This is a genomic window from Amnibacterium kyonggiense, from assembly GCF_004364555.1.
Lineage (GTDB): Bacteria > Actinomycetota > Actinomycetes > Actinomycetales > Microbacteriaceae > Amnibacterium > Amnibacterium kyonggiense.
This window is the reverse complement of the sequence record NZ_SOAM01000002.1, coordinates 589,027-611,007: the sequence shown is the minus strand read 5'-3', so window position 1 is coordinate 611,007 and position 21,981 is coordinate 589,027. Positions and strand designations below refer to the sequence as shown.

General features: G+C 74.3%; 18 protein-coding genes. 9 read left to right on the top strand and 9 right to left on the bottom strand.

The genetic code is table 11. The features are described from left to right. The first annotated feature begins 67 nt into the window (after window positions 1-67). Window positions 68-1,285, top strand: a complete 1,218-nt coding sequence (locus tag CLV52_RS11265; RefSeq protein ID WP_133766427.1) for a D-alanyl-D-alanine carboxypeptidase family protein — start codon at window positions 68-70, stop codon at window positions 1,283-1,285. Here the strand turns inward: CLV52_RS11265 and CLV52_RS11260 are convergent. Further along, window positions 1,282-2,040, bottom strand: a complete 759-nt coding sequence (locus tag CLV52_RS11260; RefSeq protein WP_133766426.1) for an SGNH/GDSL hydrolase family protein — start codon at window positions 2,038-2,040, stop codon at window positions 1,282-1,284. The genes CLV52_RS11265 and CLV52_RS11260 overlap by 4 nt on opposite strands. Window positions 2,041-2,147: 107 nt before the next feature. On the opposite strand from CLV52_RS11260, the gene CLV52_RS11255 reads away from it, so the two are divergent. Genes CLV52_RS11255 through CLV52_RS11240 form a run of 4 tightly spaced genes read left to right on the top strand, consistent with a single transcriptional unit; the run spans window position 2,148 to window position 6,904 of the window. Then, window positions 2,148-3,980 (top strand): DEAD/DEAH box helicase, encoded by a 1,833-nt coding sequence (locus CLV52_RS11255; protein ID WP_133766425.1) that lies wholly within the window; start codon window positions 2,148-2,150, stop codon window positions 3,978-3,980. 45 nt (window positions 3,981-4,025) lie between these two features. Beyond that, a complete protein-coding gene (locus CLV52_RS11250) occupies window positions 4,026-4,958 on the top strand; it encodes a siderophore-interacting protein (RefSeq protein ID WP_133766424.1) in 933 nt (310 codons plus the stop codon). A gap of 24 nt (window positions 4,959-4,982) precedes the next feature. Further along, a complete protein-coding gene (locus tag CLV52_RS11245; RefSeq protein WP_133766423.1) occupies window positions 4,983-5,840 on the top strand; it encodes an MSMEG_6728 family protein in 858 nt (285 codons plus the stop codon). After that, complete coding sequence (locus CLV52_RS11240; RefSeq protein ID WP_133766422.1) at window positions 5,837-6,904, top strand: VIT1/CCC1 transporter family protein; 1,068 nt, start codon at window positions 5,837-5,839, stop codon at window positions 6,902-6,904. Before CLV52_RS11245 ends, CLV52_RS11240 begins: the two co-directional genes overlap by 4 nt. Here the strand turns inward: CLV52_RS11240 and CLV52_RS11235 are convergent. Continuing rightward, complete coding sequence (locus tag CLV52_RS11235) at window positions 6,865-7,719, bottom strand: helix-turn-helix domain-containing protein (protein ID WP_133766421.1); 855 nt, start codon at window positions 7,717-7,719, stop codon at window positions 6,865-6,867. The two genes, CLV52_RS11240 and CLV52_RS11235, sit on opposite strands and share 40 nt — an antisense overlap. Before the next feature lie 108 nt (window positions 7,720-7,827). On the opposite strand from CLV52_RS11235, the gene CLV52_RS11230 reads away from it, so the two are divergent. Next, entirely contained in the window at window positions 7,828-8,700 is an 873-nt protein-coding gene (locus tag CLV52_RS11230; protein WP_133766801.1) for an oxidoreductase, read from the top strand. A gap of 49 nt (window positions 8,701-8,749) precedes the next feature. On the opposite strand, the gene CLV52_RS11225 is transcribed toward CLV52_RS11230, so the two are convergent. Continuing rightward, window positions 8,750-9,250 (bottom strand): GNAT family N-acetyltransferase, encoded by a 501-nt coding sequence (locus tag CLV52_RS11225; protein WP_133766420.1) that lies wholly within the window; start codon window positions 9,248-9,250, stop codon window positions 8,750-8,752. Between the two features lie 9 nt (window positions 9,251-9,259). After that, on the bottom strand, window positions 9,260-12,673 hold the full coding sequence (locus CLV52_RS11220) for an error-prone DNA polymerase (RefSeq protein ID WP_133766419.1): 3,414 nt from the start codon (window positions 12,671-12,673) through the stop codon (window positions 9,260-9,262). A gap of 116 nt (window positions 12,674-12,789) precedes the next feature. On the opposite strand from CLV52_RS11220, the gene CLV52_RS11215 reads away from it, so the two are divergent. Further along, window positions 12,790-13,425 (top strand): UdgX family uracil-DNA binding protein, encoded by a 636-nt coding sequence (locus tag CLV52_RS11215; RefSeq protein WP_133766418.1) that lies wholly within the window; start codon window positions 12,790-12,792, stop codon window positions 13,423-13,425. A 3-nt stretch (window positions 13,426-13,428) separates the two neighbouring features. Here the strand turns inward: CLV52_RS11215 and CLV52_RS11210 are convergent, their stop codons facing one another. Both CLV52_RS11210 and CLV52_RS11205 read right to left on the bottom strand, forming a co-directional pair. Continuing rightward, window positions 13,429-14,970: a DNA polymerase Y family protein gene (locus CLV52_RS11210; protein ID WP_133766417.1), complete on the bottom strand. Its 1,542-nt coding sequence runs from the start codon at window positions 14,968-14,970 to the stop codon at window positions 13,429-13,431. Then, complete coding sequence (locus tag CLV52_RS11205) at window positions 14,967-15,635, bottom strand: hypothetical protein (protein WP_133766416.1); 669 nt, start codon at window positions 15,633-15,635, stop codon at window positions 14,967-14,969. Before CLV52_RS11205 ends, CLV52_RS11210 begins: the two co-directional genes overlap by 4 nt. Window positions 15,636-15,881: 246 nt before the next feature. On the opposite strand from CLV52_RS11205, the gene CLV52_RS11200 reads away from it, so the two are divergent. Continuing rightward, window positions 15,882-16,826: a helix-turn-helix domain-containing protein gene (locus CLV52_RS11200; RefSeq protein WP_133766415.1), complete on the top strand. Its 945-nt coding sequence runs from the start codon at window positions 15,882-15,884 to the stop codon at window positions 16,824-16,826. A 63-nt stretch (window positions 16,827-16,889) separates the two neighbouring features. On the opposite strand, the gene CLV52_RS18740 is transcribed toward CLV52_RS11200, so the two are convergent. Next, window positions 16,890-18,092 (bottom strand): hypothetical protein, encoded by a 1,203-nt coding sequence (locus CLV52_RS18740; protein WP_133766414.1) that lies wholly within the window; start codon window positions 18,090-18,092, stop codon window positions 16,890-16,892. 162 nt (window positions 18,093-18,254) lie between these two features. On the opposite strand from CLV52_RS18740, the gene CLV52_RS11190 reads away from it, so the two are divergent. Next, the gene (locus CLV52_RS11190; RefSeq protein WP_246018086.1) at window positions 18,255-19,910 is read left to right on the top strand and encodes a cation:proton antiporter; all 1,656 of its coding nucleotides are present in this window, start codon (window positions 18,255-18,257) and stop codon (window positions 19,908-19,910) included. Here the strand turns inward: CLV52_RS11190 and CLV52_RS11185 are convergent. Both CLV52_RS11185 and CLV52_RS11180 read right to left on the bottom strand, forming a co-directional pair. Further along, complete coding sequence (locus CLV52_RS11185; protein WP_133766413.1) at window positions 19,907-20,227, bottom strand: hypothetical protein; 321 nt, start codon at window positions 20,225-20,227, stop codon at window positions 19,907-19,909. The two genes, CLV52_RS11190 and CLV52_RS11185, sit on opposite strands and share 4 nt — an antisense overlap. 10 nt (window positions 20,228-20,237) lie before the next feature. Next, window positions 20,238-21,938, bottom strand: a complete 1,701-nt coding sequence (locus CLV52_RS11180; protein ID WP_133766412.1) for a RecQ family ATP-dependent DNA helicase — start codon at window positions 21,936-21,938, stop codon at window positions 20,238-20,240. Window positions 21,939-21,981 lie beyond the last annotated feature (43 nt).

Below are 21,981 nucleotides of genomic sequence, written 5' to 3'. Positions count from 1 at the left end.
GGACCGATCCGCCGACACCCGCACCCCCTGTCCGAGGGGCGCGCCGGCCGACTCCTACACTCGCGGGGTGCCGCGACAGGAGAGCCCCAGCTACGGCCTCCGCCGGTTCGTCGCGGCCGTCTCGGCGACGTTGATCCTCCTCATCGGGGTCGGCGTGCCGGTCTCGATCGTCGCTCCGGTGCCGCAGGCGCGGGCGGAGGTCGCTCAGCAGATCCAGCAGGACACCGGTGCGGCCGCCATCCGGCTGCCCTCGTTCGGCTCCTCCGCGGTCGGGGTCGTCGGCATGTCCGGCGTGCTCGCGAAGCGGGGCCCGCAGGCGCCTCGGCAGATGGCGAGCATCACGAAGGTCATCACGATGCTCGTCGTGCTCGAGAAGAAGCCGCTCGCGGTCGGCGAGGACGGCCCGACGATCACGCTCGGGCAGCGCGACGTCGGCTACCTGAACCAGGTGATCGCGGACAACGGGTCGTGGCAGCCGGTGCAGCCGGGCTGGAAGCTGAGTCAGCGGGCCGCCATCGAGACGACGATGATCCCGTCCGCGAACAACTACGCGGAGTCCCTCGCGGTGTGGGCATACGGCTCCGTCCCCGCCTTCCTCACCGCGGCGCGCGCCTTCCTCGAGGAGCACCACCTCGACGACACCACGATCGTCGACACCAACGGGCTGTCCTCGCAGGACCGCAGCACGCCGACCGACCTCGTCGACCTGGGCCGGCTCGCCCTCGCGAATCCCGTGCTCGCCGCAACGGTGCGGATGGCGACGGCGGACGAACCGAACGTCGGCGAGCTGCAGAACACGAACGAGCTGCTCGGCACCGACGGCATCGACGGCCTGAAGACCGGCACGTACGACACCGGCGCGAATCTGCTGTTCAGCGCCACGCGGACCATCGGCGACCGGAGCGTGCGGATCGTCGGCGTCGTCCTGGGGGCGGTCGATCACCCGACCCTCGACGCTCGCGTGCCGGCGGTGATCGACAGCGTCGTCGCGGGGTTCCACGACCTCGAGCTCGCGAAGCCGGGCCAGGTGTTCGCGACCTATGAGACCCGGTGGGGCGGCGTGGGGAGGGCCGTCGCCGCCAAGGAGGTCAGCCGCGTGGTCTGGAGCCGCGCGCAGGTCGTGCGGACCGCGAGCGTCCGGGACATCACCGGCGGCCAGAAGGGCGAGCAGGTGGGGAAGGTCGTCTACACGGTCGACGGCCAGCGGGTGGAGATCCCGCTCGTGCTCGACCGGGACGTGCTCGCCGCGCCCGTGTGGTGGCGGCTGACCCACCCCCTCCGCTAACCGCGATCGAAGCCGGGGCGCTTCGCCGCGATCGTGTCGCCCGAGGAGACGCCCCGGATGCGGCGGCCGATCCACGGGATCAGGTGCTCGCGGGTCCAGTGGAGGTCCTCCACCCGCGCCTCGCGCCAGGACCGCGGCGGGAGCGGCTCGGGACTGCTCGGCGCCAGGTCGTTCGGGACGCCCAGCACGTCGAGCACCATCCGCGCGACCTCGTGGTGACCGAAGGCGTTGAGATGCAGGCGGTCCTCGCTCCAGAAGTCGGCGCGCTGGATCGCCTTCAGCGACCACTGGTCGGCGACGAGCGCGCCGTGCTTCGCAGCGAGGCCGCGCAGCAGCTCGTTGTAGATCGCGACCTTGCCCCGGATCCGCCGGAACACCGGCGAGAAGGCGACGTCGACGCCCGTGAAGAGGACGACGGTCGCCCCGGTCGCGGCGAGTCGGCCGAGCGCCGGGTCGAGCCGGGCCGCGATCGCGTCCGGCTCGGTCCCGGGCCGGATCACGTCGTTCCCGCCCGCGGAGATCGTGATCAGGTCCGGCTGCAGCGCGACCGCCGGGTCGATCTGCTCGTCGACGATCCTGCCGAGCAGCCGGCCGCGGATCGCGAGGTTCGCGTAGGCGAAGTCGTCGGTCCGGGTCGCGAGCACCTCCGCGGTCCGGTCCGCCCAGCCCCGCAGCCCGCCGGGGCTGCGCGGATCCGGGTCGCCGAAGCCCTCCGTGAACGAGTCGCCGATCGCGACGAAGCGCTGGAACGTCATCACTCCATCCTGCTCCCGGCCCACGGCGCCGCATGCCCGTCGCGAAACGCCCGGAGCCGGGGCGCCGTCGGCGCGTCGCCCGATGGCGGATTAGCGTGGTCCACCCGATGAGCACTCCCGCACAGACGCCGGATGCGGGTCACCTCTTCGACGCCGCGCCCGGTGCGCACCAGGCCGCCCAGCTGCCCCCGGCCTTCCCCGACCGGACGCCGTGGGGCACCGGTCCGCGCCTGCGGCGCTGGCAGGAGGAGGCGCTCGCCGCGTACTTCGAGCGCGAGCCCCGCGACTTCCTCGTCGCCGCGACCCCGGGCGCCGGCAAGACGACGTTCGCCCTGCGCCTCGCGAAGGAGCTGCTCGCCCGCGGCACCGTCGACAAGGTCACGGTCGTCGCGCCGACCGACCACCTGAAGCGCCAATGGGCGGAGGCGGCCGAGCGGGTCGCCATCCACCTGAACCCGCTGTTCAAGAACGCCGACGGCTGGCTCGGCCGGCACTGGCACGGCGCCGCGCTCTCCTACGCGCAGATCGGCATGGACCCCGCCGTCCACAAGAAGATGACCGAGTCCGCGCGCACGCTCGTCATCCTCGACGAGGTGCACCACGGCGGCGACGCGCTCTCCTGGGGCGACGGCATGCGGGAGGCGTTCGCGGGCGCGACCCGGCGGCTCTCCCTGTCGGGCACCCCGTTCCGCAGCGACACCGCGCCGATCCCGTTCGTCGAGTACGCGCCGGATCAGCACGGCATCCGCACCTCGATCACCGACTTCTCCTACGGCTACCGCCGCGCGCTCGAGGACGGCGTCGTCCGGCCGGTGCTGTTCATGGTCTACTCCGGCGCGATGCACTGGCGCACCAGCGCGGGGGAGGAGATGAGCGCCCGCCTCGGCGAGGCGACCACGAAGGACATCACGGCGCAGGCGTGGCGGACCGCGCTCGCGCCCGAGGGCGAGTGGATCCCGGCCGTCCTCCGCGCCGCCGACCAGCGCCTCACCGAGGTGCGGCGGGGCGTGCCGGACGCCGGCGGCCTCGTCATCGCCACGAACAAGACCGCTGCCCGCGCCTACGCCCAGCAGCTGAAGGCCCTCACCGGCGAGAAGGTGACGGTCGTGCTGTCGGACGAGAAGGAGTCGAGCGACCGGATCTCCGAGTTCTCCGCCGGCACGGACCGCTGGCTCGTCGCCGTCCGCATGGTCTCGGAGGGCGTCGACGTCCCTCGGCTCTCGGTCGGCGTCTACGCGACGAACGCCTCCACACCGCTGTTCTTCGCGCAGGCGATCGGCCGCTTCGTGCGGGCGCGGAAGCGCGGCGAGAGCGCCTCCGTGTTCCTCCCGAACGTGCCGATCCTGCTGAAGCTCGCGGAGCAGCTCGAGCTGGAGCGCGACCACGCCCTCGACCGGGACGAGCGCGAGGGCGACGACCCCATGGGCGGCCTCGACGACGCCGCACTGGACGAGGCGAACCGGCTCGAGAAGGCGTCGAAGGACCTGACGCTCGACGGCTCGTTCCAGGCGCTCGCGAGCGACGCGGCATTCGATCGCGTGCTGTACGACGGGGGCGAGTTCGGCTTCGAGGCGGAGGTCGGCAGCGAGGAGGAGCTCGACTTCCTCGGGCTGCCCGGCCTGCTCGAACCGGAGGAGGTGCGCAACCTGCTGCTCCACCGCCAGGCGAAGCAGCAGCGGCGGGGGAAGAAGGCCGCGCCGCCCTCGGCGCCGACGCCCGCGGAGCAGCGGCTCGCGGACATCCCGATGCACAAGCGCCTCAAGGAGCAGCGGCAGCAGCTGCAGGACCTCGTCGGGCTCTGGTCGCACCGGACGAACACGCCGCACGGCGCGATCCACTCGGAGCTGCGGCGCAGCTGCGGCGGCCCGGCGGTCGCGCAGGCGACGTCGGAGCAGCTGCAGGCGCGCATCGAGCTGCTCCGCAAGCGCATCGGACGCTGACCGCCGCCCCGAAGCGGCCCGGGACCCGAGGTTAGGCTGCCCTTCGTGCCGACCCGGACCGCCGCGCCCGACCAGCAGCCCGTCGACGCGCCGTTCCTGCTGCACCGCGTCCGCGTCGCGGGGCGGCAGCGGCTGTCGGACTGCTTCGTCCGCATCACCTTCACCGGGCCGACCCTCGACCGCTTCGCCGACCCCGGCCTCGACCAGCGGATCAAGCTGATCCTGCCCGCGCCGGACGGGTCGGTCGACGACGCCCTGTTCTCGGCGGACTGGTACGGCGCCTGGCGCGCGCTGCCGAACGACCGCCGCCCCGTGATCCGCACGTACACGACGCGCGCGGTGCGGCAGGCGGCGCGGGAGGTCGACGTCGACCTCGTCGTCCACGAGCCCTGCGGACCGGCCGGCCGCTTCGCCGTGGACTGCCGCGAGGGCGACGAGGTGGTGCTGCTCGGACCGAACCGCGACGCGGCCTCCGCCGGCGGCGGCATCGACTTCCGTCGACCCGCGACGAGCGACCGCGTCCTGATCGCGGGCGACGAGACCGCCCTCCCGGCGATCGTGCGGATCCTGCAGGACCTCCCGGACGCCGTGCGCGGCGCGGCGGTCGTCGAGGTGCCGCGCCGCGAGGACGCCGCGCAGCTGCCCGCCCACCCGGGCGTCGCCGTCGAGGTGGTCGAGCGCGGCGACGGCCCGCACGGCGAACGGCTCACCGCGGCCGTCCGGCGGGCGGCCGAGGCGCTGCTCACGGTCCGCGCGGGCCAGGACCCGGAGGACGTCGACGTCGACGGCGGCCTGCTCTGGGAGGTCCCCGGCGACGGCGCGATCCCCGCGGCGGAGGGACCGTTCTACGCGTGGCTCGCGGGCGAGGCCGGGGTGATCAAGGGGCTGCGGCGGATGCTCGTCGGCGAGCTCGGCGTCGACCGCCGCTCCGTCGCCTTCATGGGCTACTGGCGGGCCGGACGCGCCGAGGGGCAGTAGCCCGAACCCGTAGGCTCGAGGGCGATGCAGACGTTCCTGCCGTATCCGTCGTTCGAGGCCAGCGCGCACGTGCTCGACGGTCCGCGGCTCGGCAAGCAGCGCGTCGAGACCCTGCAGATCCTCCGGGCCCTGGTCGTCCCGACCTACGGCTGGCAGCGGCATCCCGCGGTCGCCATGTGGCGGGGCCACGTGCCCGCCCTGACGGCCTACGGGCTCGCGATGGTCCGCGAGTGGACCGCGCGCGGCTTTGCGGACGCGGTCGCGCCCCAGCTGCTCGAGTTCGCGCCCGAGGTCGAGGGCCGCTCCGAGCGGTGGCTCGCCCAGCAGGGCCTCCTGCCGTCGTGGGTCGGCGACCCGCTGCTGCACGAGAGCCACCGGTCGAAGCTCATCGCGAAGGACCCGGACGTCTACCGGACGCTGTTCCCGGGGACGCCGGAGGGCCTGGACTACGTCTGGCCCGGCGGCGAGGCCCCGGCCGAGCCGACCCTCGAGCACGGCGTCTGGGTGCTCCGGGTCGAGGCGCTCGAGCCGTGGCGCACCTACGAACTGCTCGGCCTCCCGGCCGTCGACGCCCGCGGCCGCGTGACGCCCGCCTGGCGGCAGCAGCTGAGGGCGTTCGAGGACGAGCTCGTGACCGGCGTCGTCGTCGGGGTGCTCTCCGCGGAGGAGCCCGACCTCCTCCACCTCGCGGTGGTCACGGGCGGCGCCGCGCCCGCGACCGTCCACGACGTGGAGTACACCGCGGTCGGCGTGCGCTTCGAGGGGAACCTCGAGCGCGGGTCGCTGCCGGTGCCCGCGGTGCTGCAGAACCCGCGCCGCTTCTTCCACGTGCGGCTCGTGACGCCGCTCGAGACCCTGCTCGGCGATGCGGAGGACGCATGACGACCGCCCCCACCCGATCCCGCGAGCAGGTGCGCCGCTGGCGCGGCTACCTCGCCGACGAGCGCGCCGAGGCCGCCGTGTACCGCGACCTCGCGTCGCGCCGGAAGGGACCCGACCGGGAGATCCTGCTCGAGCTCGCGGAGGCCGAGGGGCGCCACGAGCAGCACTGGCTCGAGCTCCTGGGCGAGGCGGGGGAGCGGCCGACGCCGGTCAGCCTCCGCACCCGGTTCCTCGGCCTGCTCGCACGGCGGTTCGGCTCGGTGTTCGTGCTCGCGCTGCTGCAGCGGGCGGAGGGGCGCTCGCCGTACGAGGCCGAGGCCGACGCGACGCCGCAGATGGCGGCGGACGAGCGGATCCACGAGGAGGTCGTCCGGTCGCTCGCGATGCGCGGGCGCGCGCGCATCTCCGGCACCTTCCGCGCGGCGGTGTTCGGCGCGAACGACGGCCTCGTCTCGAACCTCGCGCTCGTGCTCGGCGTCGGTGCGGCGGGCGCGCAGCCCGCGCTCGTGCTCGCGACGGGCATCGCCGGCCTGCTCGCCGGCGCCCTGTCGATGGGCGCCGGGGAGTACGTCTCGGTGTCGTCGCAGCGCGAGCTGCTCGCCGCGTCGACGCCGTCGAAGGAGTCCGCGGCCGCGCTCACGCGCATCGACTTCGACGAGAACGAGGTCGCGCTCGTCTTCCGGGCGCGCGGCATGGACGAGGCGGAGGCGGCCCGCGCGGCGCACGCGCTGCTCCGGGAGCGGGAGGCGCCGCGGCTGCCCGCGAACGACGTGGACGTCGAGACGGTCGGCACGCCGTTCGGCGTCGCGCTCTCGAGCTTCGGGTTCTTCGCGGCGGGCGCCGTCGTGCCGATCCTGCCCTACCTCTTCGGCGCGACCGGGCTGCTCGCCGTCGTGCTCGCCGCCGGGCTGGTCGGCCTCGCCCTCCTCGCCTCCGGCGCCGTCGTGGGGCTGCTCTCCGGCGCGCCGATGCTGCTGCGCGCCCTCCGGCAGCTCGCGATCGGCTGGGGCGCCGCCGCGGTGACCTACCTCCTCGGACTCCTGTTCAACGCCTCCGGGATCTGATCCGCGGCGACGAGCGAGCCGAGCAGGCCCAGCCGCTCGGCGCTCGTCGACCCGGGCTCCGCGTGGTACACGACGAGGATCTGGCCGTCCGTGTCGGCGAGCGGGAGCTTCTCGCGCCGCAGCTCGAGGTCGCCGACCTGCGGATGGCGCAGGCGGCTCGCGGCGCCGGCGAGCGGCCGCACGTCGTGCCGGGCCCACGCGCGCCTGAAGGGCTCGCTGGCGAGCGAGAGCTCGCCGACCAGCCGGGCCACCGCCGGGTCGCCCTCGCCCGCTCCGATCGACGTGCGGAACCCGGCAACCAGGCCCTCGAGGGCCGCCTCCCAGTCCGTCCAGAGCGCGTGCTCCCGCTCGTCGAGCACGAAGGAGCGCAGCCGGTTCGCGCCCGGGCGCATCCCCGTCGACAGCGCTTCGGCGAGCGGGTTCGCCACCAGCACGTCGAAGCGCCGGTTCTCGACGAAGGCCGGCAGCCCGATCGAGGTGAGCAGCATCGCGACGCCGGTCGGCACGGTCTCGCGCCGCAGCCGCGCACGGGCGGGCGCCGGGCCTGCCGCGAGCTCGTGGAGGTGCGCCCGCGCGGTCGCGTCCAGTCGCAGCACGCGGGCGAGCGCGTCGAGCACCTGCGCGCTCGGGTTGCGATCGCGGCCCTGCTCGAGGCGGAGGTAGTAGTCGGCGCTGATCCCCGCCAGCGTCGCGACCTCCTCCCGTCGAAGACCCGGAGTGCGGCGGACGCCGGTCACGACGACGCCAGCGTCCTCCGGCCGCACCTGCGCGCGGCGGGCGCGGAGGTAGTCGCCGAGGAGGCGCGGATCGCTCATGCCGCCACGGTAGGGCCGGACCCGCCGCCGCATCCTGGTCCCCGCGGTCCCAGGGACGCGGGGGTGCTGCCGCCCCCGGCGTGCGAGGCGCAGGGTGGGGGCATGACGATGACGAACACTCTTCCCGGCGGCACCTACCGGCTCGGCGACCGCGAGGTGCCGCGCGTGGGATTCGGGGCCATGCAGCTGCCCGGCCGCGGCGTCTTCGGGCCGCCGCGGGATCACGACGAGGCGATCGCCGTCCTGCGCACCGCGGTCGAGCTCGGGATCCGCCACATCGACACGGCCGGCTTCTACGGCCCGTACGTCGCCAACGAGCTGATCCGGGAGGCGCTCGCGCCGTACCCGGACGACCTCGTGATCGTGACGAAGGTCGGGTCGCGGCGCGACGACCGCGGCGCCTGGATCCCGCGGCGCGAGCCGGAGGACCTGCAGGCCCAGGTGCACGACGATCTCCGGACCCTCGGGGTCGACGTGCTCGACGTCGTGAACGTGCGGGTCGGCGGCGGCGAGGACGCGCACAGCGCGGTGCCGGGCACCATCGCGCCGGAGGTGGAGGCGGTCGCCGAGCTGCAGCAGCAGGGCCTCGTGCGCCACGTGGGCGTGAGCACCGTCGACGCGCAGCAGGTCGCGGAGGCGCGGTCGATCACCGAGATCGTGGAGGTGCAGAACTTCTACAACCTCGCCAACCGCGGCGACGACGACCTGATCCGCCGGCTCACCGACGACGGCATCGCCTACGTGCCGTACTTCCCGCTCGGCGGCTTCAGCCCCCTGCAGTCCGGGACGCTCGACGCGGTCGCCGCCCGGCTGGGCGCCACCCCGATGCAGGTCGCGCAGGCGTGGCTGCTGCAGCGCTCGCCGAACCTGCTGCTCATCCCGGGCACGTCCTCGGTCGCGCACCTCCGTGAGAACGTGGCGGGCGCGGGTCTCGAGCTCCCCGCGGAGGAGGTCGCGCGGCTCGACGCGATCGCCGGCTGACGCACGCTTCGTTTCGTAGGAGTCGGACTCCTGCAAGACGACGAGTGCGTCAGCGGACGAGGCGGATCTCGGGCTGGCCGTTCAGTTCCGGGCCGAAGACGTGCCGGGCGCCGTCCGGTCGGAAGCCGTGCTTCGCGTAGAAGGCGATCGCGCGCGGGTTCGCCTCGAACACCCAGAGCTCGGCCGGCACGTCGTCCGGGAGGACCGCGGTGAGCAGGCGGTCGGCGAGACCGGTGCCGTACTCGGAGGCAAGCACGTAGATCGACCACAGCTCGCGCTCGCGGACGGGAGCGCCCGCGGTGTCGTTCGGCCGGGCCGGGCCCGCGGAGGCGTGCCCCACCACCGAGCCGTCCCGCTCGGCGATCCGCAGCACGACGTCGGGGGAGGCGGGCCCCGCGAGGATGCGCCGCCACTGCTCGACGCGCCTCGCCTCCCCCTCCGGGGTGAAGAACCCCTCCGGCAGCAGCGGCGCGTAGGCCTCGCGCCAGGACGCCCAGTGCATGCGACCGATCGCCTCGGCGTCGGCGGGCGTCGCCTCCCGGATCTCCATCCGCCATGCCTACCGGAAGTCGCGGCTGACGTGCTTCGCGCCGATCGGGAGGCGCTCGAAGCGGTCCGCGACGACGTTGACCACGCCCTCCGCCGACCGCTCGAGGATGCCGCGCACGATCATCGCCGGCGCCTCCCGCGCCACGCGCCGGTACCGCTGCCAGACGCCGACGGAGGCGATCACGTTCACCATCCCGGTCTCGTCCTCGAGGTTGAGGAACGTGATCCCGGATGCGGTCGCGGGCCGCTGGCGGTGGGTGACGACCCCGCCGATCTCGACGCGTCTGCCCGACTCCGCGCGGTGCAGCGCCGCGGAGCTCAGCACGCCCCGCTCCGCGAGCTCGGCGCGGACGTGCGCGACGGGATGGTCGTCGACCGAGATCCCCGTCGCCCACAGGTCCGCGGCGACCCGGTCCATCCCGCTCGTCTCCGGCAGCAGCGGCGGCTGCACGACGATCGAGGTGTGCGGGAGGGTGTCCGGCCGCTCCTCCGCGGCGGCGCCCGCCGCCCAGAGCGCCTCCCGCACCGTCATCCCGAACCCCTCGAAGACGCCGGCGGTCGCGAGCGCCTCGAGCTGCTGCGCCGACAGCCCGACCCGCCTCGCCAGGTCGCGCTGGTCCCGGTACTCGCCGTGCGCGGTCCGCTCGGCGACGATCCGCTGCGCCAGCTTCGCCCCGATCCCGGTGATGCCGGCGAGCCCGAGCCGCACGGCGAGCGCGCCGTCGCGCCGGTGCTCGGCGTCCCGCGCGGGCGCGACGTGGTCGAAGTCCGGCTCGACCGGCGGCTGCTCCGGGTCGAGGCAGCTCCGCATGCCGCCGGGGGTCGTGCCGCGGATCGGCTCCATCCCGGCGTCGACACCGGAGCGGTTGATGTCCGGCCGCCGCACGACCACGCCGTGCCGCCTGGCGTCGGCGGTGAGGGAGGCGGGGGAGTAGAACCCCATCGGCTGCGCCCGCAGCAGCGACGCGAGGAACACGCCCGGGTAGTGCAGCCGCATCCACGAGGACGCGTAGACGAGCAGCGCGAACGACAGCGAGTGGCTCTCCGCGAAGCCGAAGCTCGCGAACGCCTGGATCTTCGTGTAGATCTCGTCCGCGACCGCGCCGGTGATCCCGTTGCCGGTCATCCCGGCGTAGAGCTTCCCCTTCAGCGACTCGATCTTCTCGATCCCGCGCTTCGATCCCATCGCCCGGCGCAGCAGGTCCGCGTCCTCGCCGGAGCAGCCGCCGACCGCCATCGCGATCTGCATCAGCTGCTCCTGGAAGATCGGCACCCCGAGCGTGCGGGAGAGCACCGGCTCGAGCAGCGGGTGGAGGTAGGAGACCGGCTCGTCCCCGCGGCGCCGCCGGACGATCGGGTGCACCGCGCCGCCCTGGATCGGCCCGGGGCGGATCAGCGCGACCTCGATCGCGAGATCGTAGAACCGCCGCGGCAGGAACCGGGGCAGCAGCCCGAGCTGCGCCCGCGACTCGACCTGGAACACCCCGATCGCGTCGGCGCGGCAGAGCTGGTCGTAGACGCCCTGCTCCTCCTTCGGGATCGTCTCGAGCGTCCACCGCTCGCCGGTGTGCTCCGCGGCGAGGTCGAACGCGTACTGCAGCGCGGCGAGCATGCCGAGCCCGAGCAGGTCGAACTTCACGAGCCCCATGTAGGCGCAGTCGTCCTTGTCCCACTGGAGGACCGTGCGGTCCTCCATCCGCGCGTGCTCGATCGGCACGACCTCGCCGACGGGCCGGTCGGTCAGCACCATCCCGCCCGAGTGGATGCCGAGGTGCCGCGGCGCCTTCAGCAGCTGCTCCGCGAGGTCGACGACCGGGCCGGGGATGTCGTGGTCGGTGCTCTCGGTGACCGCGCCCCAGCGCTCGACCTGCCGGCTCCACGCGTCCTGCTGCCCGGTGGAGGCGCCGAGCGCCTTCGCCATGTCGCGCACCGCGTTCTTCGGCCGGTAGGTGATCACGTTCGCGACCTGCGCCGCGTTCCGCCGCCCGTACAGCCGGTAGACGTGCTGGATCACCTCCTCCCGCCGGTCGGAGTCGAAGTCGACGTCGATGTCCGGCTCCTCGTCGCGGAGGGCGGAGAGGAAGCGCTCGAACGGCAGGTCGAAGAAGATCGAGTCGATCGCGGTGATGCCGAGCAGGTAGCAGACGGCGGAGTTCGCGGCCGAGCCGCGGCCCTGGCAGAGGATGCCCTGCGACTTCGCGTACGAGACGATCCCGTGCACGATGAGGAAGTAGCCGGGGAAGTCCTTCTCCTCGATCACCGCGAGCTCCCGCTCGATGCGCGCGAGGTGTGCGGCGGTCGCCTTCGGGTACTTCACCGGGATCGCGTCGTGGACGAGCCGCCGCAGCCACGTCATCGGGGTGTGCCCCTCCGGCACCTGCAGCTTCGGCAGGCCGGGCTTCAGGCTGCGGAGGACGAACCGCGTCTCGTCCGCGATCTCGACGGTCGTCTCGACGGCACCCGGCCAGCGGGCGAAGCGGTCGCGCTGCTCGGCGCCGCTCCGCAGGTGGCTGACGGACGCGGGGAGCCAGCCGTCCATCTCGTCGAGGCTCCGCCTGGCCCGCACGGCCGCGAGCGCGGTCGCCAGGCGGCGGCGGTCGGGGGAGGCGGCGTGCGCGTTCGACGTCGCGACGACGCGGAGGCGCCGGTGCTGCGCGAGGGCGTGCAGCGCGTCGTTCGCGGGGCCGTCGAGCGGGTCACCGGTGTCGAACAGCTCCACCACCGTGCCGTCGCGCCCGAAGACGTCGACGAGCCGGTCGAGCTCCCGGGCCGCCGCGGCCTCGTCGAGCCCGGTCGGCGTGAGCAGCGCCTGCCGGACGCGACCCTTGCGGCACCCCGTGAGTGCGATCACGCGCCCGGCGAGCCGCTCCGCGATCTGCGCCTCGTCGTACTCCGGTCGCCCCTTCTCCGCCTGCGCAGCGAGCTGCGCCTCGGTGATCAGGCCCGATATCGCGTGGTAGCCGTCCGAGCCGCGGGCGAGGAGCAGGAGGTGGGAGCCCTCCGGGTCCGGCACGCCCTGCTGCGGAGCGCCGAGCCCGAGCGAGAGCTCGGCGCCGAAGACGGTGTGGACGGGGTGCTGGTCGGCGGCCTCCGCCATGCGCACCGAGCCGTAGAAGCCGTCGTGGTCGGTGATCGCGAGGGCGTGGAGGCCGAGGGAGGCCGCCTCCTCGAGCAGCTCCTCGGGGCCGGAGGCGCCGTCGAGGAAGCTGAAGTTCGAGTGCGCGTGCAGCTCCGCGTACGGCACCGCGTCCGGATCCGGCTCCTTCGGCGGCGCCGGGACCGGGGGCCGGTAGGGGTGCCGCTTGTGGGACCAGGCGGGGGAGTCGCCGCCGTCGCCGTCCGCCTCGGGGCCGCCCGGGCGTCGCGCGTCGCTGAGCCGGCGCTCGAACTCCGACCACGGGATCGGCGGGTTGCTGTATCCCACTCCCTCATCATCGAACACCTGTTCGACTCCCGCAACCGCGACTCCTCGTTCTGGAGGACGTGTCGTCCTCCAGAACGAAGAGTCGGGTCGGAGGGAGGGGCGGTAGCGTCCGGCGGGTGAGCGACGACGCCGGTGCCGCCCCGTTCGTCCCGGAGGGCGCGCCGATCGACGCGCTCCGGGCCGCCGCCGCGGGCTGCCGCGGCTGCGAGCTCTGGGAGCCGGCGTCCCAGGTCGTGTTCTCCGCGGGACCGCCGTCGGCCTCCATCGTGCTCGTCGGCGAGCAGCCGGGGGACCAGGAGGACCGGCGCGGGCTGCCGTTCGTCGGGCCGGCCGGTCAGCTGCTCGTCCGGGCGATCCGCGACGCCGGCATCGACCCGGCCGCCGTCTACCGGACCAACGCGGTGAAGCACTTCCGGTTCGAGCAGCGAGGCACGCGGCGGATCCACAAGACGCCGGAGGTGCACCACATCACGGCGTGCCACCCGTGGCTGCACGCGGAGTTCGGGCAGCTGTCGCCCGGCATCGTCGTGGCGCTCGGTGCGACCGCGGGCCGGTCCGTGTTCGGGCGACCGGTCCGGATCGGCGCGGAGCGCGGGACGGTGCTCGAGGGCGCGATCCCGGACTCGCCCGCGAAGGCGCTGCTGACCGCGCACCCCTCCGCGGTCCTCCGGATGCAGGGCGAGCCCGGCTACGACGACGCCTACGCCGCCCTCGTCGCCGACCTCCGGACGGCCGCGGCCGCCGCGGGCTGACCCTCAGTCGTACTTCGCCTCGGCCCACCAGCCCGAGTCGTCGTGGGCGAGGAGCCAGGCCGTGCCGTCGCTGCAGGCGACCTGCATCCGCTGCAGCCGCACCGCGGCGGCGGCGTCCCACCACCGCTCCTCGATCGGCCACGGTCCCGCCCACGCCTCCACCCGGGTCGCCGCGCGGCCGGGGGTGACGAGGATCGCGGGCGGCCCGCTGATCGCGCCGCGTTCGTCGACCGCGACGTCGCGTCCCGCCGGATCCTGCACGACCACCCGCGGGCGCTCGCCGAGCACCGCGGTGGGGGAGAAGCCGGGGAGGCGCCCCGGCCAGGGCGCCCCGGGCGCGCGCTGCGGCCGCCGCTGCTCGCCCCAGGGCGCGAACGCCGTCCGGTCGGCGACGAGGCGTCCGCCGCTGAGGATCGGCGTCACGACCGCCTCGTGCCCGAGGAGGCTCTGCACGCGGGAGAGCGCGTGGTGGATCCGCTCGCCCGGTCCGCCGCCCCACAGCCCCTGCTCGTGGTTCGCGGCCTCGTCGACCGCCTCCGGGTGCAGCAGGACCTCGACGACCGGGGCGCGCAGCTCCGCCGCGGCGAGCTGCCAGCGCACCCGGTCGATCACGTCGAGCGGGGTGAAGGAGCGGGGGTGCAGCCAGGTCCGGCGGTGCCGCCGGCCGCGCTGTCCCGAGGCGCTCGACGGGTCGTCCGCGGTCAGCTCGACCGTGAGCGCCGTGCAGACGAGGAGGTCCCCGGCGAGGTCGGCGATGAACGCCTCCGCCGTCCGCTTCAGCGTGAAGGCGATCTCGTCGATGCGCTCCAGCGGCGGCTCGAACGCCTGCCGCCGGTCCCGGTCGTCCGGCACCGAGCGCGGCAGGACGCGGCGCGGGTCCAGGCCGGCCGCGACGCGGTGCGCGATCTCGCCCTCGGGGCCGAACCGGTCGCGGACGGAGCCCTCGGGCAGCGCGGCGAGGCCGCCGAGGGTCCGCACCCCGAGCCGCGCGAGCAGCCCCGCCAGCGTCGGCAGCCCCAGCACCGTCACCGGCAGCGGGGCGAGGAAGTCGGCGCTGCGCCCGGGCGGCACGACGAGGATCGGGTCGGCCGCCCGCGCCGCCTGCTCGGCGGTGAACGGGCCGTCCGCGATCCCGGCCCTGGCGCCCGGCGCTCCCGCCTGCGCGAGCAGGTGGAGGGCCTCGCCCGCCGCCGACTCCTCGCCGCCGAAGAACCGCGCGGGTCCCGCGGCGCGGATGACGACGAGCCCCGGCCGGACGACCTGCACGGACGGGATGCCCTCCTCCAGCGCCGCGAGCACCGGCTCGAACCGCCGCGCGTCCACCGCGGGCTCGAGCGGCAGCACGACGAGGGCCGCGCAGCGCGACTGCGCCTCCCGCACCTTCAGGCCGCGCTGCACGCCGGCCGCGCGGGCCGCAGGTGAGCACGCGTGCACCGCACCGTGCTCCACGAGCGCGATCGGCAGGTCCTCGTCGATCCCCGCCTCCTCCGCCGCGGCGCGGACCGGCCAGTCCGGGCACCAGAGGACCAGGCAGCGCTCGGTCATCCGGCGACCAGCCGAGGTCCTGCAGCGGCCGCCGGCGCGGCGGGGAGCCGGAACCCGGTCTCGATGCGCAGCCGGTGCCGCGAGCGGATCTCCCGCGCGGTCACGGCGACGTCGAGCTCCCGGCCCGCGAGGTACCCCCAGCCGGCGCCGATCCCCGTCCAGGTGCCGCCGGTGGTCTCGAGCGTCGCCTCCGCCCCGGACCACGGGCCGGCGACGAGCAGCGTCGCGTCGCGCTGGCGGAGCCGGGAGGCGAGCCGGGCCGTCTCCGCGGGGGAGGCGCCCTTCGCCGGCGGTCGCACGAGCACGATCGGCAGGACCTCGGTCAGCTGGGCGGTCACGGCCAGCCAGTGCTCGCCCGGATCGGGCACGAGCACGAGCCGGTCGAGCACCACGCCGAGCTCGGCGGCGGCCTCCGCGCCGAACTCGGGGATCCCGACGACGCCGCACCACGCACCCGCCGCCGAGGGGCCGGCGAGCAGCAGCATGGCGAGCGCCAACGATCCCGGCGCCGCGTACGCGACGCCGGAGCGCAGTGCCCTGCCGGGCAGGAGGGGAGCGACCGCCGCCGCGGTCGGAAGGGACCGGGTGCCGAGCGAGCGCGACTGCATCGCGGCGATGCGCGCCTGCAGGGAGGCGACCGTCTCCGATCGGGCTGCAGCGGGCACGCGCCCAGTATCGAACACGTCTTCGATTCGGGACAAGTCCGCCTCGCCGGTCGCCGCGGGAGACGCGCCCGGAAAGGAACGACGCAAACCATTTCTGCATCCGACTCCTCGACGGGCTCAGCGCCTCCGAGTGCACACGGGGACCGATTTGTGCTGCACTTTCCGGGTCCGGGGTCGTTTCATCAGGCCACGCGTCGCACCATCGGTCACGCTGGTGGGGACGGACCGAGGAGGAGACCGGAGCCGATGCGAGCGAGCACCGACAACAGCGTGCCCACGACGGAGTGGGAGGGCCCGGCGGGCTTCGAGCGCTTCGGACTCGCGGGCCGGTTCGCGGTGCCGGACGCGAGGCGCTTCCGCTCCACCTGGCGCGGCCTCGTGGTCGACGGCGTGCAGATCGGCGAGTGGTCCACCTCCCCGATCTCGGGGGCGCAGCGGCCGCGGCGGGACGCGGCCGCCGTCATGCTCGTCCACGTCGCCGAGGGCTCGATGCGGTACTGGTCCGACGGCCGCGCCGTCGACGCCCGCACCGGGACGCTCCACCTCCTGTCCGCGGCGGACCAGATCCGCTTCGCGGTGCCGGAGCCGTCGCGGATGATCCGGGTGACCGTCCCGGCCGCGTTCCTGCCGCAGGAGGTGCGCGCGGCGACCTCGGGGAGCGTCGGCCAGGTGCCGGTCACCCGCGTCACCTCCGGCCTCACCTCGCTGGTGGAGCAGGTGCTCGACCCAATGTTCGGCGGGGCGAGCTCGCCCGCCGCCCGCGCCGTCCGGGCGCTCGCGGTCGCCGCGCTGGAGGACTCGGTGCCCGAGGCGGCCGAGCACGACCTCCGCAGCCAGATCCTCGACCACATCGAGCGTCACCTCGCCGATCCCGACCTCGGCCCGCAGTCGATCGCCGCCGCGTTCGGGATCAGCCTGCGCTGGGTGCACCACGTCTTCAACGTGGACGGCGCCTCCGTGGCCCGGCACATCCGCGAGCGCCGCCTCGACATGGTCGCGGCGACCCTCCAGTCGGACCGGCGGTTCCCGCGCATCGGCGCGCTCGCCGAGCGGAGCGGCTTCGCGGCCCGCGACCAACTCACCCGCGCGTTCAAGGCGCGCTACGGCATGACCATCGCCGAGTACGCGGAGCGGGCCGGCGAGGGGCGACCGCCCGCGCCGCTCGCGGGGGACGGCGCCGAGAGCGCCTGACCACCGCAGGAACGGCGGAGGGCCCGGACGCGTCGCGTCCGGGCCCTGGCGTCGTTCAGGCGGCTACTTGAGCGCCTTGAACGCGTACTTGTACTTCAGGGACTTGATCTTGACCGTCCCCTTCTTCCACGTGTGCGAGATCGTGTAGGAGGTGAAGGACTTCGGGAGGGTCACGGCCTTCGAGGTGTGCTTCCCGTTGAGGATCCGGACCTTGATGCGCTTGGAGCCGTGCTTGAAGACGAGGTACTGCTTGCCCTTGACCTTCGACGCGACCGAGAGGACCTTGAAGGTCACCTTGCCGTGCTGCAGGCCGGCCAGCGGCCTCGGGGCCATCCTGTGCGTGCCGGAGACCGACTTGCTCGTCAGCAGCTGCGAGGTGGCGGCGAGCCGCTTCGTCGACACGACGAGTCGGTCTGTGCCGGAGACCTGGTGGCCGTCGGCGTCCCCGATCGTCGCGGTGACCGAGTAGGCGCCGGGCACGATCCTGCCGCCCTTCAGCCCGTTCCAGACGATGACCTGGTTCGTCGCCGTGATCGGCCAGGTCGCGACGACCGAGGAGCCGAACTTCAGCGACAGCGTGCCGCTCGCGGCGTGCTGCTGACCGTCGGTCGTCGTGCCGTTCAGGGTGAACGAGGTGGTGTCGCGGTAGCCGTCCTTGGCCGGGTACACCGTCGAGTACTGCGACACGACCGACAGCGCCGTCAGCACGACCGGTGCCGACGGCGTCGAGCCGGACGCCCCGCCGCCAGGAGCGGGCGTGCCGTTCATGCCGTTCGTGCCGTTCCCGCCGGTGCCGCCGTTCCCGCCGGTGCCGCCGGTGCCGCCGTTCCCGCCGGTGCCGCCGTCACCGACCTCCACGGTGCCGGTGGCGCCGTTCGTCGTGCCGCCCAGCTGGACGCCGACGACCGGCGCGCCTCCGGTGGTCACACCGGCGCCGAGGCCGTTGCCGGTCGTGACGCCGACGGTGGTGCCGCCGAGGTTCACGTCGATGCCGCTGCCGGTCGTCGTGATGATCGGGGCGGTCGTGCTGCCCGAGGTCGTGCCGCCGAGGACGCCGTTCACCGCGGTCGTCGTGCCGCCGAGGACGCCGTTCACCGCGGTCGTCGTGCTGCCCAGCGCGCCGTTCACGAGGCCCGTGGTCGAGCCGAGCGGGTTCGTCCCGGGCGCCGCGGTCGCTGCGGGGCCGAAGGCGAGGCCCGCGCCGACGACCAGCGCGGCCGCCGTGCAGGCGCCGATCCCGGCGCGCTTCCAGTTCCTGATGATCACGTGCTTCCCCCCAGAAGTCCGTCGTGGCGCTCCCCCCGAAGCGCGAGGCCGACAGTAGGAAAGTCCCGCCGCGGCGAGGAAGACGCCTGCACGAAGACCATTCCGCGCCGTGCACGGATCGGCGCGTCCGGACCACAACGGGGGGCGCCCTAGGCTTTCCTCGTGGACGAGTCGCTGTTCGCGTTCTATGCAGCGGTCGGCTGGGTCGTCGGCGGGCTGCTGCTCGTCGTGGCGGTCACCGGTCTCTCGCGCCGGGTCGGCTGGTCGGCTCCGCTGGTGCTCGTCGCGGTCGGCGTCGCGGCGTCCTACCTGCCGTTCACCCCGGACGTGCGGCTGTCGCCGGACGTGGTGCTGATCGTCGTGCTGCCGGCGCTGCTGTTCGCCGCGGCGCTGCAGACCTCGTTCCTCGAGGTGCGCGCCCGTGGCGACTCGATCCTCACGCTCTCCGTGGGTCTCGTCCTCTTCTCCGTCGTCGTGATCGGGTTCGTCACGTACTGGCTCCTCGGCGCGGTCGTGTCCGGGGTCACCGTCGCCGTCGGGCTCGCGTTCGGGGCGATCCTCGCGCCGACCGACGCGGTGAGCGTCAACGCGCTCGCCGGCACGGGGAAGGTCCCGCGGCGGCTCGCCTCCCTGCTCGAGGGGGAGGGGCTGCTCAACGACGCGACCGCGCTGGTGTCGCTGAACACGGCGATCACGGCGATCGCGGCGCCGAGCACCGGGCTCGGCAACGCGGCCGTCGACTTCGTGCGCGCGGTCGTCGGCGGCATCGCGGTCGGCGTGGTGGTCGCGTGGATCATCGTGCGCGTGCGCCGGAAGCTGCGGGCCCCGGTGCTCGACACCTCCATCTCCCTGTCCGCGCCGTACGTCGCCTACCTGCCCGCGGCGGCCATCGGCGGGTCCGGCTTCCTCGCGGTCGTCCTGACGGGCATCTGGCTCGGCTACCGGGCGCCCTCGTTCCAGTCCGCGGAGTCGCGCGTCGCGGAGCGCATCAACTGGCGCACGGTCTCCTTCGTGCTGGAGAACGGCGTCTTCCTGCTGATCGGCCTCCAGCTGAAGAGCATCGTCGAGACCGCCGCGAGCTCGAGGATCGGCTTCGGCGCCGGCGTCCTGATCATCGCCGGCATCTACCTCGCGATGGTGCTCGCCCGCTTCGTCTACGTCTTCGCCGCGACCGTGCTCTACCGGTACGGCCCGGAGCTGCTGCGGGAGCGGCGGTGGGACTGGCGGACCGCGTTCGCGATCTCCTTCGCCGGCGTCCGAGGCGTCGTCACGCTCGCCGCGGTGTTCCTGCTGCCGGAGGACACCCCGGCGCTCGGCTTCCTGCAGCTCGCCGCCTTCGTCATCGTGGTCCTCAGCCTGCTGCAGGGGCTCGGTACGGGCCCGCTCGTCCGGGCGCTGAAGCTGCCCCTGCCGAACCCGGAGCAGGACCGCGTGCAGGTCCGGTCCCTCGTCGCCGAGGCGCAGACCGCGGCCATCGCGCGGCTCGAGCAGGAGGCGACGGAGGACGACCCGGCCGAGCTCGTGTCCAGCCTCCGCCGCTACGCGGAGTACCGCGTCCTCATCGGGACGACGGACGAGCAGGGCATGCTCGCCCAGCCCGACGCCTACTCGCGGCTGCGGCTGCTGATGCTCGACAGCGAGCGGAAGGCCGTGCTCGACGCGCAGCGCGAGGGCCGCTACGAGGACAGCGTCATCGACGCGGTGCTCGGCGACTTCGACTCGATCGAGACGGCGCTCAAGCGCTCCTACCGGCGGGACATGCCGAAGCCCATCAGGCCGGCGCTCCGGCTCGGCCTGCCGCACAAGCGCGAGGGCTAGTAGGCGCGCTCGTCCTGGTCGTCGAGGTCGATGCCGTCGCGCTGCAGGTCGTTCGCCGGCTCCTCGGGCGTGATCTCGGTCGGCGCGCCGCCCGTCGGGCCGTCGTTCCCATCGCCCGACCCCGGCAGCACGGTCTCACCGGCGACGGCGTCGTTGGTCGCGACGATGTTCGCCTCCGCCTGGACCTCGTCCCACTCCCGCGCGTCCGCCTCGTCCGGCAACCGCGTGTCCGACGCGAGGTCGTCCCCGCCGGCCGCGACGCCCGTGATCGGATCCGCCGCGCCGACGCCGTCGGCCTCGTCCCTCGAGTCGCTCATGCCGTCGACGCTATGCGCCGCCGTCTGGGCGGTCGGTGCGAGTGAGCAGGGAGTGCTCCTCCACCACCGCGAGCGAGAGCGTGCGGTACCCCTCGCTCTCGAAGAAGACCGTGATCCGGTCCTCCTCGACCTTCATCACGCGGCCGTCGCCCCACTCGCTGTGCCGCACCGTCGCGTCGACCGGGAACGGCACGGCCGCGTCGTCCACCACGTCCCGCGTCTCCGCGATGCGGTACGCCGAGCCGCTGTCGCAGGTGTCGCAGTTCCCGCACGGGCCCGCCGTCGCATCGCCGAAGTAGCCGAGGACGGCCTGCCGCCGGCACGCGCGCGTCTCGGCGTACTCGCGCATCATCGCGAGCCGGGACTCGTCGATGCGCTGGCGGCCCTCCGCGGCCTCGAGCGCCGCGGCGGCCGCCCGCTCGGGGTCGCGCTCGAGGAGCCGCACGCCGTCGCCCTCCAGCTCCACGGCACCGGCGTCCGCGAGCAGGTGCGCGAGCGAGGTGGCCCGACGGCCGCTGATCCCGAGCGATCCCGCGACGGCCTTCAGGTCCTGCTCCGCCACCAGCGCGGCGGCGAAGCGGCGCAGCTCGCCCTTCTTCGGCGCGGTGGCGCCGAAGAACTTCCGCAGCCCCAGGTCCTCCTCGCGGTAGTGCAGCTTCGCGGCGGCCGGCTCGCCGTCCCGGCCGGCGCGGCCGACCTCCTGGTAGTACTCGTCGAGCGACTCCGTGATCGCGGCGTGCACGACGAAGCGGACGTCGGCCTTGTCGATGCCCATGCCGAACGCGCTCGTGGCCACGACGACGTCGATGCGGCCCTCGTGGAAGTCGGCGGACAGCCCGCGGCGCCGCTTCGCGGGCAGCCCGCCGTGGTACGGCTCGGCCCTGACGCCCCTGGCGCGGAGCTGCTCGGCGAACACCTCGGTCGCCTTCCTGGTCGCGACGTAGAGCAGGCCCGGCTTGCTGAGCTCCGCGACGTCGTCGATGACGGCGGCGGCCTTCGCGTCCTCCGACTCGTGGCGCCGGACGGCGAGGTGGATGTTCGGCCGGTCGAACCCGTGGGTGAGCACCCGGGCGTCGCCCATCCCCAGCCGGTCGAGGATCTCCTCCCGCACCGGCCGCGACCCCGTCGCCGTCAGCGCGAGCACGGGTGGGCGGCCCAGCCGCTCGACGACCTCGCCGAGCCGGAGGTAGTCGGGCCGGAAGTCGTGCCCCCAGCTGGAGACGCAGTGCGCCTCGTCGACCACGAACAGCGCCGGCCGGGCCGCGGTGAGGCGCTCCACGACCTCCTCGTCGGCGAAGCGCTCGGGCGCGACGAACAGGTAGCGCAGCGACCCGTCGTCGACGGCCTCCCACGCCTCCCGGATCGCCTTCTCGCCGACGCTCGAGTTCACGAGCGCCGCCGGCCCGGCGTCGGGTCTGTCCCGGAGGGAGGCGACCTGGTCGGCCTGCAGCGCGATCAGCGGGGACACGACGACCACGAGCCCGGGGCGGAGCGCGCCGGCGAGCTGGTAGACGGCGGACTTGCCGTAGCCGGTCGGCATCACGGCCAGGACGTCCCGGCCGTCGAGCACGGACGAGACCGCCCGCTCGATGCCCGGCCGCAGCGGGTCCCAGCCGAAGACGGCCTTCGCCGCCGCGGCGATCTCCGCAGCCCGCTCCGCGGAGACCCCCTGGTCGCCGGTCTGCTCGATGGTGGTCTCAGTGATGCTCATCGCCGCCGATCCAACCAGGGCGGACCCTGGGGTCGACCCGTCG

Coding starts and splice junctions, on each gene's coding strand:
- CLV52_RS11210 (WP_133766417.1), bottom strand. CDS start 14,970: ATGACCGAGCGCTGCCTGGTCCTCTGGTGCCCGGACTGGCCGGTCCGC.
- CLV52_RS11200 (WP_133766415.1), top strand. CDS start 15,882: ATGCGAGCGAGCACCGACAACAGCGTGCCCACGACGGAGTGGGAGGGC.
- CLV52_RS11260 (WP_133766426.1), bottom strand. CDS start 2,040: ATGACGTTCCAGCGCTTCGTCGCGATCGGCGACTCGTTCACGGAGGGC.
- CLV52_RS11180 (WP_133766412.1), bottom strand. CDS start 21,938: ATGAGCATCACTGAGACCACCATCGAGCAGACCGGCGACCAGGGGGTC.
- CLV52_RS11225 (WP_133766420.1), bottom strand. CDS start 9,250: ATGGAGATCCGGGAGGCGACGCCCGCCGACGCCGAGGCGATCGGTCGC.
- CLV52_RS11255 (WP_133766425.1), top strand. CDS start 2,148: ATGAGCACTCCCGCACAGACGCCGGATGCGGGTCACCTCTTCGACGCC.
- CLV52_RS11245 (WP_133766423.1), top strand. CDS start 4,983: ATGCAGACGTTCCTGCCGTATCCGTCGTTCGAGGCCAGCGCGCACGTG.
- CLV52_RS11235 (WP_133766421.1), bottom strand. CDS start 7,719: ATGAGCGATCCGCGCCTCCTCGGCGACTACCTCCGCGCCCGCCGCGCG.
- CLV52_RS11240 (WP_133766422.1), top strand. CDS start 5,837: ATGACGACCGCCCCCACCCGATCCCGCGAGCAGGTGCGCCGCTGGCGC.
- CLV52_RS11230 (WP_133766801.1), top strand. CDS start 7,828: ATGACGAACACTCTTCCCGGCGGCACCTACCGGCTCGGCGACCGCGAG.
- CLV52_RS11185 (WP_133766413.1), bottom strand. CDS start 20,227: ATGAGCGACTCGAGGGACGAGGCCGACGGCGTCGGCGCGGCGGATCCG.